Origin of the sequence: Candidatus Palauibacter australiensis (assembly GCA_026705295.1) — a bacterium.
Taxonomy (GTDB): Bacteria; Gemmatimonadota; Gemmatimonadetes; order Palauibacterales; family Palauibacteraceae; genus Palauibacter; species Palauibacter australiensis.
The window spans coordinates 1-14103 of record JAPPBA010000177.1 but is presented as its reverse complement, the minus strand read 5'-3'; the positions used below and the strand labels follow the sequence as shown (position 1 = coordinate 14103).

The following is a 14103-nucleotide window of genomic DNA, read 5'->3' as shown; positions in this document are numbered from 1 at the left end:
CAGTGGCCGCCCTGGCCGCGCTCCTCCTGGGCGCGTTCGTACCGGGGCCGGTCGAGGGCGCGGTCGCTGCGCCGTCGGCCCACGCGGGTCCCGAGATCGGCGGCCCTCCCGTCCTCGTGGTCGCTGCGCCGGTCCCCGCACAGGCCGCCCAGGCGTCGGAGCCCGCGGCTTCGGAGTCCGCCGCGACGGAGGATCTGGGCTTCCTGGCGCGACTCGTCACCTGGCTGCGCGAGACCACGGCGGGGCTGGGGTGGCTGGGACCCTTCTTCTTCGGACTCTTCTACGCGCTCGCGGTGGTCCTCTTCGTGCCGGGTTCGGCGCTGACGATCGCCGGAGGCGTCACCTTCGGCCTCGCGCTCGGTACCCTCACCGTGTTCGTGGGCGCGAACATCGGGGCCGCGCTCGCCTTCCTCATCGCCCGCTACGTGCTCCGCGACCGCGTCGAGAAGCTCCTCGCCAACCGCCCGGCGCTGCGGGCGATCGACCGCGCGGTCGAAACCCAGGGCTGGCGCATCGTCTTCCTCACCCGCCTCTCACCGGTGTTTCCGTTCAGCGCGCAGAACTACTTCTACGGCCTCACCGGCGCGACCTTCACCCAGTACGTCGCGGCTTCGCTCGTGGGGATGTTCCCGGGGACGCTCCTGTACGTGTACATCGGCGCAGCCGGGGCGGAGGTGGCCGAGGCGTCCGGCGGGGCGGCGAGCTGGGGGCAGACCGCCCTGCTCGTGGCGGGCCTCGCCGCGACGGCCGCCGTCGTCGTCCTCGTCACGCGCGTGGCCCGGCGCGAACTCCAGAAGGCGCTGGCCGAGGTCGAAGACACTCCCGGTTAAGGCTCCGTTGATCGGGGCGGGTAACTCGATGGGGTGTTAGCTTCACACGGCATCGACGGATGAGGAGTCGGCGAGCACATGACGGCTGAAATGTGGACGATCATAGCGGCGGCGATCGCACTGGCTGCCGCGATCCTGCCGGGGCAGTACGCGATCCGGCGCGACTTGACGGCGCTCACGGCCGAAGTAGGCAGTTTCCGTGAACGGATGGGGCGTGAGATCGGCGATCTGCGTGAGCGTATGGCCAGAGTCGAGGGGCTGTTCGAGGGGTTTGCGCGCCGGAGGAAGAACGCAAAGACGGCCTGATTTCGGGCTGGCGGCAGCGGGCGGGTCAGGACAGTTCTTCGACCCGGTGGCCGAGTTCGCGGAGCTTGGCCACGATCGTCGCGATGTGGTCGCGGCCGCGCGTCTCGATTGTGAGTTCGATCCCCACCTTCCCGACGGAGATGTCCCCGAAGGCGCGCGTGTGTTCGATGTGGAGGACGTTGGCGCCCTCGATCGCAACGAGCGCCGTCACTTCGTTGAGGTAGCCCGGACGGTCGCGGACGACGACGGCGAGACGCGCGAGCCGGCCATCGGACCAGAGCGCGCGGTCGATGACCCGCGACACGAGGTTCATGTCGATGTTGCCGCCGGAGAGGATGCAGACGGTGACGTCGGACGGGCCGAGGTCGACCTTTCCCTCGAGGACGGCGGCCACGGACACCGCTCCGCCGCCCTCCACGACGAACTTCTCCGATTCGAGGAGGAAGAAGATCGCGCGGGTGATCTGTTCCTCGTCGATGAGGACGACGTCGTCCACGAGCGCCGCCAGGTGAGGGAAGGCGAGGTCGCCGATCCGCTTCACGGCGATGCCGTCCGCCAGCGTGTCCGAGTTCTCCAGGTGTACGGGCTTCCCGGCGGCCAGCGACTCACGGGCCCCGGGCGAGGCCGCGGCCTCCACGCCGATCACGCGCACCTTCGGGCGCTGCGCCTTCACCACGGTCGCGACGCCGGAGATCATCCCGCCCCCTCCGACGGGGACGATGACCGTCGTGAGGTCGGGCACCTGTTCGAGGATCTCCAGCCCGATCGTCCCCTGGCCCGCCATCACATCGAGGTCATCGAACGCGTGGACGGGCGTGAACCCCTCCTCGCGGGCCAGGCGGTCGACGAGCGCCATCCCGTCGGAGAGGGTCTCCCCGGTCTGAATCACGCGGGCGCCGTAGCCGCGGGTGTGGGCGACCTTGATGAGAGGCGCGTGCGTGGGCATCACGATCGTGCACGCGATCTCCAGCCGGGCGGCGTGATACGCGAGGGCCTGGGCGTGATTCCCGGCGCTGGCCGCGATGACGCCTCCCTCGCGCGCGGCCGGGCCGAGGCGCAGCAGTTTGTGGAGCGACCCACGGTCCTTGAACGACCCGGTGCGCTGCCGGAACTCGGTCTTGAGATGGAAGCGGCCAGCGGCGCGCGCCTCCAGGGCGAAGGACTGCGGGCAGGTGGTCCGCGCCACGCCGGACCGGATCCGTTCGCGGGCCGCGACGACGTCTGAGTTCTCGAGCATGGCAGTCGAGCTGAGCATGGCAATCAAGACCCGGTTGACGGTGACGGGGTTCCGCGGCCGGCGTCAGGACGCGAGGCGCCGCAGGCGGTCGATGGCGCCGGTGGCGTCGAGGCGGGTCAGGTCGATCGCGTGTCCGCCGTCACCGCCCTCCTCGAGCCAGCGGCCGACCATCGCGCTGGGCACGGATTCCCGCGGCGAGAGCACGGGGGGCGCCCGCAACTCCGCCACTCGCACGGCGTAGCAGGCGTCTTCCACGGCCTCCTCCCAGGCACCCTCGACCCACGCCACGCGGCGCCGCCGCAGCACCTGCCCGCGCGCCACGGGCTGGAGCATCCGGTGCGCCTCGTCGAGCCCGGGGAGCACGATGAGCCAGGAGTGCGGTTCCGCTTCCGGCTCCAGCAGGAACCGAAGCTCCTCGAGTTCCTCGATCCACTCGAGACGCAGTTGCGCCGCCGCGGCCCGCTCGAACTCCAGTCTTTCGGAGGCGGCGTCGCGCGCCTCGGCGAACCGGTCCATGAGTTCCCACGCGTAGCCCGGCTCGGCGAGCAGGCGCCCGGCCGTCTCCGCCTGCCGCCGATAGGCGTTGAGTCCCACCCGGCGCGCGCAGGGCGCGGTGCAGAGGTCCATGTCGAACTGCATGCACGGGCTCCGCGCCGGGTCCGGACGCACGGATTCGGCGCAACTCCGCAGCCGGACGATCTTCTCCACGAGGCGACGGATGCGCTCGGGCAACCGGCGACTCCAGAAGGGGCCGACGTAGCGGGCCTCGGCCCGGCGCGGCCGGCGCACGACGCGCAGGCGAGGGAAGGGTTCGTTCTGGCGCAGTTCCAGATACCAGCCGGCATCGCGCCGCTTGAGCGCGCGGTTGTAGGGCGGCCGCTGGCCGAGAATGCGCTCCGCCTCCACGAGTCGCGCTTCGAGGTCGCTCCCGGTCGGATGTGCCTCGACGCCCCGGGCGATCCGCAGCATCTCGGCCAGACGCTCGTTCGACGGTCCCCCCGAGTAGAAGTAGCCCCGCACGCGCCGCCGCAGGTTCACGCTCTTCCCCACATAGAGGGGATGCCCGTGCGCATCCACGAAGACGTAGACGCCCGGGCTCGCGGGAAGATCGGGCACCCACTCCGGAACCGGCGTCGCGCGCGGGATCGCGAGACCTCCTCTGTCTTCGGCCTTCGGTTACCCGCGGCCCGGCCGGCTGCGGGACGGGGAATGTCGGATTCGGGTTGTCTTCGGTCAAGCGGCGGGGCGACGCCGGCCTCGCACGGGCCGCGCACGTTTGGCCGCGGCGCGCCGGCCGCGCATATTCGGCCGCCATGATCGCGCTCATCACCGGCATCACGGGACAGGATGGCTCCTACCTGGCCGAGTTCCTGCTCGACAAGGGGTACGAGGTGCACGGCGTCGTGCGCCGTTCCTCGGTGGAGAAATACGACCGCATCTCGCATCTGCGGGACCGGATCACCCTCCACCAGGCGGACCTCCTCGACCAGCTGTCGCTCATTCGCGTTCTCGAACGCGTGCAGCCCCGTGAGGTGTACAACCTCGCGGCGCAGTCCTTCGTCCCCACCTCCTGGGATCAGCCGCTGCTGACGGGCGAGTTCACGGCGCTGGGCGTGACGCGCATGCTCGAGGCGATCCGCGCGGTCGAACCCGCGATCCGCTTCTACCAGGCCTCCTCGTCGGAGATGTTCGGAAAGGTGCGGGAAACCCCGCAGGACGAGGACACGCCCTTCTATCCGCGCAGCCCGTACGGCGTCGCGAAGGTGTACGGCCACTTCATTACGGTGAACTACCGGGAGAGCTACGACCTGTTCGCGGCGAGCGGGATCCTCTTTAACCACGAGAGCCCCCGGCGGGGCCGCGAATTCGTCACGCGCAAGGTGAGTTGGGAGGCGGCCCGCATCCACCGGGGTCTCGCCGACCGCTTGTCGATCGGGAACCTCGGGGCGGAGCGCGACTGGGGATTCGCGGGCGACTACGTCGAGGCGATGTGGCTCATGCTTCAGGCGGAGACGCCCGAAGACTACGTGATCGGGACCGGCGTGACCCATTCCGTGCAACGGTTGATCGAGATCGCCTTCGACGAGATCGGACGCGACTGGCGCGAGCACGTGGAACAGGACCCGGAGCTTCTGAGGCCGGCCGAAGTCGAGCGGCTCTGTGCCGACCCGTCGAAGGCGAAGCGGCAACTGGGCTGGGAGTCCCGCATGTCGTTCGAGGAGATGATCCGCCTCATGGTGCGAAGCGACATCGAACGGATCGACGCCCAGACCGGCTAACCGCGGCCCGCTCACCCGGCTGGCTCCGCCCGGCCGGCTCCGCCCGGCTGGCTACGTGCGCAGTTTCGCGAAGAGAAGCAGGCCGGCGCCGAAGAAGACGATGTTGGGCAGCCAGGCCGCCGCCGCCGGTGACAGCGCCCCTCCGGCGCCCATCGCTTCGGCGATGCGGATCAGAGTCAGGAAGAGGATCGTCGTCCCGAGCGCGATCCCGATCGAAGTCGGCGCGCCGCCCCGCTTGTTGCTGTGCGCCAGCGGTATGCCGAACACGGCGATCACAAGGCAGATGAAGGGGAAGGCGATGCGCAGCGCGCGAGAGGTCCTTAGCCCGTTCGTCGTGCCGCCCGACCGTTCTACGGACTCGATGAGGCGCCCCAGTTCCGCGTAGCGCATCTCGTCCGGTTCCTTGGGTCTGGCCTGCAGCTCCTCGGGCGTCTCGTCCAGTTGTCGCACGAACAGTTCGGCGAACTCGAAGGCGGTTTCTTCCTCCGGGCCGCGGAACTCCCGCATCCACCCCTGCTGGAGCACCCAGCGCGAGAACGCCGGGTCGTACCTGGCGACGTTGGCCGTGATGTGTACGGTGGGGAAGTCGGGTCCCGATCCCCTCCGCTCGATCTGCACGTCGTCCATCCGGCCCTCGCGCGTGTCGAGCAGTCGCGCCTTGTACACGAGGCCGTCGTCTCCCCGGTAGACGAAGGAGTTCCGGATCGTCTGGCTGCGGGCCTCCTCCTGCTCGAGGATTTCGGCCGACTTCCGCGTCGTCACGGCGACGAGTTCCGTGAGGCCGAGCGCGACGAAGCTGAGCAGCGTGGCGCCGCAGAGGATCGGGAGCACGAGCCGGTAGAAGGAAACGCCGCCCGCCTTGACGGCCGCGACCTCGAAGTGCCGGGACATGGAGGCCACCGTGAACACGGACCCCAGCAGGGCGGCGATCGGAAACCCGAGCAGCGACTGGTACGGAAACTCGTACACGTAGTGGAGGACGATCTGGGACCAGGTCGACCCCTGGTCGAGGAACCTGTCGAGGTTGTCGGCGATGTCGATGACCATGAAGAGGAACGGCACGCCGAGCGCGCAGGCCGCGAAGATCCTCAGGAACTGGTAAAGGACGTACCGGTCGAGCAGTTTCACGGCGTCAGCGCATCACCTTGGTGGAGCGCGCGAGGGCCACGATCCCGGCGGCGCCGAAGATGACGTTCGGGGCCCACATGGCCCAGAGCGGCGAGATCCAGAGGCGGTCGGCGAGCCGCTCGCCCCCGATGAGCGAGACGTAGTACGCCCCGAAGATGCCCAGGCTGACGCCGACGACGAGCGCGACGCCGCCGCGCGGGAACCGGACGGCGATCGGGGCGCCGAGGAGGACGAAGACGATGCACGCGGCCGGGATCGTCCCCTTCTTGTGAATCTCGACCCAGTACTGGTTGATTCGGCGAAGGCCCGTGACCTCGCGCTCGGCGTAGGACTGGAATTGGTTCGCCGCATCGGAGGCGGAGTAGAAGCGGCGGGCCGCGCTCTCGGCGACCTGCCTGGTGGAATCCGGCGCGGCGCGCTGCCCCACGGGTTCCGGCCCCATCTCGCCCTGGGCGGGCGCGCCCGGTGTCGCGGAGGGGTCGTCACCCCGGTCGGGGAGATCGGCCCAGTCGGGAAGGTCGGCTTCCAGTTCGGGGATGTCATCCTTCCGGTCGGCGACGTAATCCGCCCAGTCGGCCATGTTATCGTCCCAGTCGGGGATGTCGCCCTCCCCGGCATAGGTGCCGTCCGCGAGAGGCTGCGCGAAGTCCAGCAGCATGCGGGTGATCGCCTGCGCGTACACGAGGCTCTCCCAACGCGCCGCGTCCGCCATCTGCGCGCCGCGATCCGCCTCCACGCGCATGTCGGCGATGTTCATCTCGCGATCGCCGCGTATGGCCGCGGTATCGCGCTCGAGCCCGTTCGCCACATCCGGGATCTTGAGCAGCATCCGCTCGAAGGCGATGCGCCGGAAGGCGTGCGGGCGCTCGTTCATGCGTACCTGGACGACGCCGTCCTCGAGGTCGAAATAGAGGTCCTCCCCCTCCTCCGAGAAGCCCATCTTTCCACGCGTCGCGTAGATGGAGCGGCTCTCCTGGCCATTTCGCTCATCGTAGATCGCGACATCGTGCACCACGCTCTCCTCCCGGTCGATCATGCCGGGGTGCACGTAGACATAGGACGGGAGCACCTCGTTGATCGTATGTTCCCGAAGGTTGAAGGTTGGCTTCTTGCGGCCGATCCCCGTGAGCAGCACCTGCAGGTGATGATTCGACTGCGGCAGGACCGTGTTGTTGAACCAGGTCATTCCGCCGGCCAGAATGACGGCACAAACGAGGAGCGGGGCCATCACGCGCGACAGGGGGATGCCGCTCGCCTTGACGGCGGTGATCTCGAAGTCGCCCTCCATCCGGCTGAAGACGTACAGGACCGCGATGAGCACGGCCATCGGCAGGGTCTGGGCGAGGATGAAGGGGATGGAGTAGACGAAGACCTCGGCGATCACCGACCACTCGAGGTCCTTGCCGATGAGCCGCTCGAAGCGCTTGCTCACCTGGTCGAGGAGGAGCAGCACCGTGGTGCCGATGGCGGCGAAGATGAACGGCCCGGCGTGACGGCTCAGGATATAGCGGGTGAGAGTTCGCATCGCCCCGAGATTACTGTGTTTTCGGGCCGTTGTCAGCCCGGGCGGGTCTTTTTGGGGCCGGTTTCGCCCCGCGGGTTCGTCGCGGTCCGCCACCCCCTGTACCGGGATGCGGCCCGATAGATCCCTGCGCGGCGCGGGCGCTCCGCCGCGCAGGGTCGCCATCGTGCTCATGAGTGCGGTGGGAAGCACCGTGCAGGGGATGCCCATCGTCGCGTCGCTCCGGCGGGCCTGGCCGGGCGCCCACATCACCTGGGTGCTGCAGCCGGGCCCCGCCACGCTGATGGCCGGCCGGCCGGATGTCGACCGGATCGTGCGCTTTCACCGACGGCTCGGCGCCCGCGCCTATTCCCGCTTTCGGCGTGACGTGGCAGGAGAAACGTTCGATCTCGTCATCTGTCTGCAGCCGAACTTCAAGGGAGGGACGGTCACGCGTCTCCTGCGCGCTCCGGAGCGCCTCGGCCACGATCGCCCGCGCGCCCGCGACCTGAGCTGGCTGGCCACGAACCGCCGCATCCCGCCGGCTCCCGTGGCCCACATTCAGGACGAACTGTTCGAATTCCTCGACCACCTCGGCGTCCCGCGGCGCCTGGAATGGCGGTTTCATTTCACGGAGGAGGAGCGGCGGGTCTCGGCGCGGTGGCGGGAGGAATTCTCGCTTCCGGTGCTTGCGGTCGTGCCGCGGAGTTCCAACGCCCGAAGAAACTGGACCCTCGAGGGGACGGCGCGGGTAATCGACATGGCGGCCGGAGATCTGGGCCTTCAGCCCGTCCTCCTGGGAGGAGACTCCGAAGAGGAACTGCGGGATGCCCGCCGCCTCGAACGGTTGTGCGGGGTTCCGCCGCGCGTCGCGCTGGGCGGGACGCTGAGGGAGTTGGCGGGCCGGCTCTCCGCGAGCGATCTCGCGCTGGCGCCGGACACGGGTCCTCTGCACATGGCGGTGGCGCTGGGGACGCCGACCATCGGACTGTACGGGTACACGGACCCCAGGCGCAGCGGTCCCTACGGCCGGTTCACGGATCTCACGGTGGACCATTTTCATGGCCCGGCCGGCTCCGATGGCGAGCGGATGCCGTCCCGGGCCACCCGGGCGGGACGCATGTCGAGAATCCGCGCCGAGGAAGTCGTGCTTAAGCTGGAGCGGGCCATCCGCTCGTATCTGACCACCTGAGAGGCGGCGCATGACGGAAGGGACAAAGACCGTGGCAGGCCGGATCCTGTGGGTGGACGACGAAGTCGACCTGCTGCGTCCGCATCTCATGCTGCTGCGGTCCTCGGGCTATCACGTCGATGCCGTGATGAACGGCCAGGACGCGATGGAACTCCTGACGGCGGCTTCCTACGATCTCGTACTTCTGGACGAGCGCATGCCCGGGCTGCGCGGGATCGAGGTCCTCGACCGCATCCGGAGTTCCGCCCCCCGCCTCCCCGTGGTGATGGTCACGAAGAGCGAAGAGGAATCGACCATGCACGAGGCGATCGGACGGCGGGCGGACGACTACATCGTCAAGCCGACGAGCCCCCGGCAGGTGCTGTCGGTCGTGACGCGGCTCCTCGCCGGCCCGGCCCTGCGCCACGAGCACATCACGCGCGACTTCTCGCGCCGCTTCGGCGAGTTGCGCGAGCGGGTCTCCACGGCGGCTTCGTGGCGGGACTGGGCCGACCTGTACTCGGAACTGGTCGACTGGGACCTGAAGCTGGAGGAGGCCGGCGAGTCGGGCCTGCGCGAGATCCTCAAGGGGCTGCACACCGACCTGAGCCGAGGTTTCTGCGATCTCGTGGCGGACCGGTACGGGGAGTGGGTGCACGAGGGGGGCGAGCGGGGGCCGACCCTCTCGGTGGACGTGCTGTCCCGCTTCTTCCGGCCGATCCTGGACGAGGATCCGGCGGCGCTGCTCGTCGTGATGGACTGCATGCGGCTGGACCAGTGGCGGGCTGTCCTCCCCATCGTCAGCGAATACTTCGAGATCGAGGAGGCGCTCTACGCGGGTCTCCTGCCTACGGCGACCCCGTTCGCGCGCAACGCGATCTTCGGAGGCATCTTCGCGGACGAACTCGCCGAGCGTCGTCCGGAGTGGTGGGAGAGGGGCAGCGAGACCGGCTACAACTCCTTCGAGGACGAACTCTTCGAGCGGCATATCCACGAACTGACCGCGTCGCGGATCCCCGTGCACTACGAGAAGATCTTCTCGGCCCAGGAGAGCGAGCCCATGCTGGCGCGGCTCGGCGGTTACCTGTCGTCTCCTTCCGCCACGGCGCTCGTGTTCGGCTTCGTGGACATGCTCACGCACGGGAGGGCGCGGTCGCGCCTGATCTGGGAGATGGCGCAGGACAGCAGCGCGCTGCGCTCGCTCACGGTGACCTGGTTCGAGCGTTCGCCGGCGCTGAAGGCGCTCCGGCTGGCCGCGCAGCGGGGCGTCCGGGTCCTCCTCACGACGGACCACGGTTCGATTCACTGCCGGCGGCCCGCCACGATCTACGCCGGGCGCGACGCATCGACGAGCCTGCGCTACAAGATCGGCGACGACATGAAGGTGGAGAACCCGGCCGCGGTCATGTCGACTTCGGACGCGGACGAATGGCGAATGCCTCCCGGCGGGATGAGCAAGACCTTCGCCCTCTGTCGGGAGGACTACTTCTTCGTCTACCCGACGCGGCTGCGGGAATACCAGAACCGGTACCGGGACAGTTTCCTGCACGGCGGGGTGAGCCCCGACGAGATGGTGCTTCCCGCCGCGCTGCTCACGCCGCGGTGACTCGATGAACCCGGGCCGGGACGGGGGCGCCTCGTCGTATCGGCGGCTGCTCCGGTTCCTGCGCCCCTATCGATGGACCTTTCTTGCGAGCCTGGCGCTCGGTGTGCTCGCGGCCGGACTCGAGGCGTTCAGCCTCCTCCTGCTCATCCCGTTCCTCCGCTCGCTCTTCGGCATGGGGCCTCCCCTGCCCGGCGGCGGACGGAACGCGGCGGAGCGCTTCATCGACGGGATCGCCGGGGGATGGCTCGGCCCGGAGGCGGGGCTGGACGGACTCCGGGCCGTGTGCGTGCTGGTGCTGGCCGCGCTCCTCCTCAAGAACCTCTGCGTCGTCGGAGGGAGGGCGCTCTCGATCCGCACCCAGGAGTTCCTCGTCCGCGACGTGCGCAACGCCGTGCACGCGCACCTGCAGCGTCTGCCCCTCGCCTTCTTCGAGCGTGGAAAGGCGGGACAGTTGATCGCACGCGTGATCGCGGACGCGGGCGAGGCGAAGCCCGTCGTGACGGACGCGCTCGCGCAGGCCGTGCGCCAGGTGGCGACCCTCGCGGCCTACGCCGTGGCGTTGTTCGCCCTCTCGTGGAGGCTGGCGCTCATCGCCGTCATCCTGGTGCCGCTCGTGTGGCTCGGCCTGCGGCCGCTGCTCGGCCGGCTGCGCGAGAAGTTCCGCCGCACCTGGGATGACCACGGCGAACTCGTCGCGGCGCTGCAGGAATCGCTGGGCGCGGTGCGGCTTGTGAAGTCGAGGGTTGCCGAGGACTTCGAGGAGAGGCGCTTTCGGCGCCGTTCGGACGCGTTCAGCCGCAGGCGGATCTCGGCGGCCACGACCCGGCACCTCGCCTCGCCCCTTTCCGAAACGCTCGCGTCCGTCGTGGCGCTCGGACTCGTCTGGATCGGAGCGTCGTTCGTGGGGAGCGGCGGGTCGATCGCGCCCGAACAGTTCGTCGCCTTCGTGACCATCGCGCTGCGCGCCATCTCGCCGGTGAAGGGATTAGCGCAGTATCCGGCCATCGCCGCTCAGGGACTCGCCGCGGCCGACCGTTTCTTCGAGATCCTCGACCAGGACCCGGAGCCGGCCGGAGGGTCGCGGATCGCGGCGGGGCCCGAACGGGAGATCCGCTACGAGGGGGTCAGCTTCGCCTACGAGCGGGGCCGGGCGGCGCTGCAGGGCGTCGATCTCGTCGTCCCGCGCGGATCCGTCGTCGCCATCGTCGGGGCGTCGGGGAGCGGGAAGTCCACGCTGGTCGACCTGCTGCCCAGGTTTGCGGATCCGCAGGTGGGGCGGGTCACGATCGATGGGACGGACATCCGGGAGTTTTCGGTGGACTCCCTCCGCCGGCTCATCGGCCTCGTGGGGCAGGAGGCCGTGCTCTTCCACGACACGGTGACGGCGAACATCGCCTACGGGGAGGACGCGCCGGACCCGGCGGCGGTCGAAGCGGCGGCGCGGACGGCCGGGGCGCACGGCTTCATCGCGGGACTGCCGGACGGTTACGACACCGTGCTCGGCGATCGCGGGGTGCGTCTGTCGACGGGGCAGCGCCAGCGCATCGGGATCGCGCGGGCCATCTTCCGCGATCCCCCGATCCTGATCCTGGACGAAGCCACGTCGGCCGTGGATGCGGAGACCGAGACGGCGCTGAGGGCGGCGGCCGAAGGCTTGCATGGCCGCACCGTGATCGTCGTCGCCCACCGGCTCTCCACGGTGCGCGAAGCCGACCGGATCTTCGTCCTCGACCGCGGGCGACTCGTGGACGCCGGCCGCCACGACGCGCTCGCCTCTCGCGGCGGGCCGTACCGCCGGCTCTTCGGCCCCCAGCTCGAAGGCGTCTCGCAACCGTGAAGGGCCGGGCGGGCCGGCGTGGCGGGGGCCGCGGACGGGGCGCCGGCCGGCGGCTCGCGGAGGCGCTCGTGGACGGCGGCGTGACCGGCCTGCATCTCGGACTGCGCGCCGCGCCGGAACCTGTGGCGCTCGCGGCCGGGCGGGCGCTCGGGGCGCTGTGTCGCGACCCTCTCCGCATGCGGCGCCGCGTGGTCGACGCCCAGATCGCCGCGAGCTTCCCGGCCGCGACGCCGCACTGGGTGCGCGGCACGGCTCGCGCGTGCTACCGGCACTTCGGCCGGGAAGCCGCGCTCCTCATGGGCGGCCCGCCCCGGGTCGAGCGGAGGCTGTCTCGCGTCGTCGATGAGGCCGGGCTGGGTCCGCGCCTGCACGCCGCGGTCGCGGAGCGGGACGGCGCCGTGGTCGTCGCCGGACACCTCGGCAACTGGGAGCTCGGCGGCGCCGCCGTGCGGGCGCTCGGAGTGCGCGTGACGGCGGTCGTGCAGCGCCAGCGGGGCGCCTTCGGCCGTCGGCTGCAGGAGCTGCGCGCGCGGCTCGGACTGGACGTGCTCGACCGCGACGAGGCGGCGCGGCCGGCGCTCGACGCGCTGCGCTCGGGCCGGATCCTGGCCCTGGTGGCCGATCAGCACGCCCGGCGCGGCAGCGCCCCGATCGACTTCCTGGGCCGCCCCGCCTGGACATCGCTCGCCCCCGCGCGTTTGTGTCTCGCGGCCGATGTCCCTCTCTTCTTCGCGGCTCTCGTTCGAGACCCATCGGGGTATCGGATCGTCCATGAAGAGATCGACGGCGGTCGATCCGGCTCCGCCGGCGATCCGGTCGAGCTCACGAAGGGTTGGGTTCGGGTGCTGGAGAGGGAGATCGAACGGCGGCCGGAGCAGTACTTCTGGTTCCACCGGCGCTGGAAGCGGGTGGCGCAACGCGGAGAGGGCGCGTGATTCACATCGGGATTCCGGTTCACAACGAGCGCGAGACCATCGGTCCGCTGCTGTGGCGCATCCGCGAATTGCTCTACGGCGAGCGGCGGCAGTTTCACGTGCTCGTTTGCGACGATGCCTCGGACGACGGGACGGGCGAAGCGCTGGACCGGTATCCGCGGGTGCTCCCGCTGACCGTGCTCCGCAACGAGGAACGGCGGGGCTACGCCGTGAGCCTCGACCGGCTGATCCGGGCGACGCTTCGCCGCTCGGGCTACCCCCGCCGCGATGCGTTCGTCTCCATGCAGGGCGATTTCTCCGATTCGCCCGAGCGCTTGCCGAAGATGCTTCGCTGCTTCGAGGGCGGCGCCGATCTCGTCACGGTCGCGCGCGGCGAACCCGAACCCCTGAACCGGCGTCTGACCCGGGCCGGCGGCCGGCTCTGCGCCGGTCGTCTGCTGGCGGCTCCAGCCGTGACGGACCCTTATGCTTCTCTTCGGTTATATAGGTTGTTCGCTCTGGAACGCGCCGTCGCCGCCGGCGATGGGCCGCTGGTGCAGTACGAGGGCTGGGCCGCCAACGCCGCGCTGCTCCTGCAGGTGTGGCCGTTCGTACGAAGATTCGAGGAGATTCCGCATGATCCGCATCCCCTCCGCCGATACCGCGACGCGCGCTTCCGGGTCGGCGAGCAACTCCGGCAGCTGTTCGCGGCCGGCCGGGACCGCGCCCTGCGCGAAATCGGCCGGCAGGCTATGGAAGTCGCCTGACATGCCGGAGCGCCTGCCAGGGCTCGCCACGGTCCTCGCGTCGGTTCTCGGTGCTCACGCCGGGTCTTGCCTCGGACTGCTAGCCGCCTTCCTAGCCGGTAGCGCCCCGCTCGCGGGCCAGGCCGGATCGGAAACGGCGGGCGGCGGTCCGTTTCCCCCGGCGTGGCCCTTCGCGATCGGCCAGGAGGCCGAATACGCGGTGACGTTCGGACCCGTGCGGTTCGGGCAGATGCACCTGCGCGTGGAAGCGCAGGATACGATCCGCAACACGCCCGCGTACCGGATCGCGATGGAGATGAAGGGAAGCATCCCCGGTTTGGTGCGGACGAAATTCGCGCAGGCGCTTTGGGGAAATCCGGAATTGCTGGATCACGTTTTGGCGCGGACGCCGGCGGGGCGCATCGGTCAGCCAAGGGATATCACGGGCGCAGCGCTTTACTTGGCCTCAGCCGCATCGGACTTCACGACCGGCGCAGTGTTTGTGCTCGACGGCGGAGTAACAGCCCAATCCATTTAATCAACGAATA

At 69.8% G+C, this 14103-nt stretch carries 13 protein-coding genes; 9 read left to right on the top strand and 4 right to left on the bottom strand.

Features of this window, described 5'->3' with window-relative positions; translation table 11 throughout:
* Positions 1-2: 2 nt before the first annotated feature.
* Both OXN85_14500 and OXN85_14495 read left to right on the top strand, forming a co-directional pair.
* Entirely contained in the window at positions 3-830 is an 828-nt protein-coding gene (locus OXN85_14500) for a TVP38/TMEM64 family protein (protein ID MCY3601174.1), read from the top strand.
* A gap of 78 nt (positions 831-908) precedes the next feature.
* Positions 909-1136, top strand: a complete 228-nt coding sequence (locus OXN85_14495; GenBank protein ID MCY3601173.1) for a hypothetical protein — start codon at positions 909-911, stop codon at positions 1134-1136.
* A gap of 25 nt (positions 1137-1161) precedes the next feature.
* Here the strand turns inward: OXN85_14495 and ilvA are convergent, their stop codons facing one another.
* Both ilvA and OXN85_14485 read right to left on the bottom strand, forming a co-directional pair.
* The gene (gene ilvA / locus OXN85_14490; protein ID MCY3601172.1) at positions 1162-2373 is read right to left on the bottom strand and encodes a threonine ammonia-lyase; all 1212 of its coding nucleotides are present in this window, start codon (positions 2371-2373) and stop codon (positions 1162-1164) included.
* 63 nt (positions 2374-2436) lie between these two features.
* On the bottom strand, positions 2437-3489 hold the full coding sequence (locus OXN85_14485) for a hypothetical protein (protein MCY3601171.1): 1053 nt from the start codon (positions 3487-3489) through the stop codon (positions 2437-2439).
* Between the two features lie 197 nt (positions 3490-3686).
* Here OXN85_14485 and gmd point away from each other — a divergent pair, with 197 nt between their 5' ends.
* A complete protein-coding gene (gene gmd / locus OXN85_14480) occupies positions 3687-4652 on the top strand; it encodes a GDP-mannose 4,6-dehydratase (protein ID MCY3601170.1) in 966 nt (321 codons plus the stop codon).
* A gap of 51 nt (positions 4653-4703) precedes the next feature.
* On the opposite strand, the gene OXN85_14475 is transcribed toward gmd, so the two are convergent.
* Both OXN85_14475 and OXN85_14470 read right to left on the bottom strand, forming a co-directional pair.
* Positions 4704-5780, bottom strand: a complete 1077-nt coding sequence (locus tag OXN85_14475) for an LptF/LptG family permease (protein ID MCY3601169.1) — start codon at positions 5778-5780, stop codon at positions 4704-4706.
* 4 nt (positions 5781-5784) lie between these two features.
* Positions 5785-7305, bottom strand: coding sequence for an LptF/LptG family permease (locus OXN85_14470; protein MCY3601168.1), 1521 nt, complete (start codon positions 7303-7305; stop codon positions 5785-5787).
* Positions 7306-7411: 106 nt separating this feature from the next.
* On the opposite strand from OXN85_14470, the gene OXN85_14465 reads away from it, so the two are divergent.
* Genes OXN85_14465 through OXN85_14440 form a run of 6 tightly spaced genes read left to right on the top strand, consistent with a single transcriptional unit; the run spans position 7412 to position 14093 of the window.
* Positions 7412-8473 (top strand): glycosyltransferase family 9 protein, encoded by a 1062-nt coding sequence (locus OXN85_14465; GenBank protein ID MCY3601167.1) that lies wholly within the window; start codon positions 7412-7414, stop codon positions 8471-8473.
* A gap of 10 nt (positions 8474-8483) precedes the next feature.
* Entirely contained in the window at positions 8484-10058 is a 1575-nt protein-coding gene (locus OXN85_14460) for a bifunctional response regulator/alkaline phosphatase family protein (protein MCY3601166.1), read from the top strand.
* Positions 10059-10062: 4 nt separating this feature from the next.
* Positions 10063-11895: an ABC transporter ATP-binding protein gene (locus OXN85_14455; protein MCY3601165.1), complete on the top strand. Its 1833-nt coding sequence runs from the start codon at positions 10063-10065 to the stop codon at positions 11893-11895.
* Complete coding sequence (locus tag OXN85_14450) at positions 11892-12830, top strand: lysophospholipid acyltransferase family protein (GenBank protein MCY3601164.1); 939 nt, start codon at positions 11892-11894, stop codon at positions 12828-12830. Before OXN85_14455 ends, OXN85_14450 begins: the two co-directional genes overlap by 4 nt.
* Positions 12827-13576, top strand: coding sequence for a glycosyltransferase (locus OXN85_14445; protein MCY3601163.1), 750 nt, complete (start codon positions 12827-12829; stop codon positions 13574-13576). The genes OXN85_14450 and OXN85_14445 overlap by 4 nt, the downstream gene beginning before the upstream one ends.
* A gap of 1 nt (position 13577) precedes the next feature.
* On the top strand, positions 13578-14093 hold the full coding sequence (locus OXN85_14440; GenBank protein ID MCY3601162.1) for an SDR family oxidoreductase: 516 nt from the start codon (positions 13578-13580) through the stop codon (positions 14091-14093).
* The last annotated feature ends 10 nt before the right edge of the window (positions 14094-14103 follow it).